The sequence below is a fragment of the Pseudomonas sp. AC463 genome (genome assembly GCF_979253585.1).
Genome location: NZ_CEEDDZ010000403.1, coordinates 1 through 303, shown reverse-complemented (window position 1 = coordinate 303; position 303 = coordinate 1). Strand labels below are relative to the sequence as shown.

Here is a 303-nt window from a genome sequence, read left to right as displayed (position 1 = left end):
ATGCATAGCCAATCTCGTCACTGATCGGCATCGCCAGAATCAGCGCGACGCCGGCGCCGAACGCCCACAGTCGCTCCCACCAGGCCATGCGCACATTCAGGTAACCCACCACGGCCATGCCCCACAAACCGACCGCAAACACCGTTTTGACGAACATGTACAGCGTTGCGCCCCAGCTGTCGCCCTGCATCATCAGCGCCGGGTCGTACACCGCCATGAACGGCACAACGAACCCAGCGGCGGCGATACGCACGGCCCACAGGCTGATCTTGAAGCCGTTCTCCTTGGCGATTGGCGCCGCCG

General features: G+C 63.4%; 1 pseudogene. It reads right to left on the bottom strand.

What is annotated here, in order from left to right:
* A pseudogene (locus AC0IYH_RS30730) lies at positions 1–303 on the bottom strand (TRAP transporter permease); the annotation flags it as partial.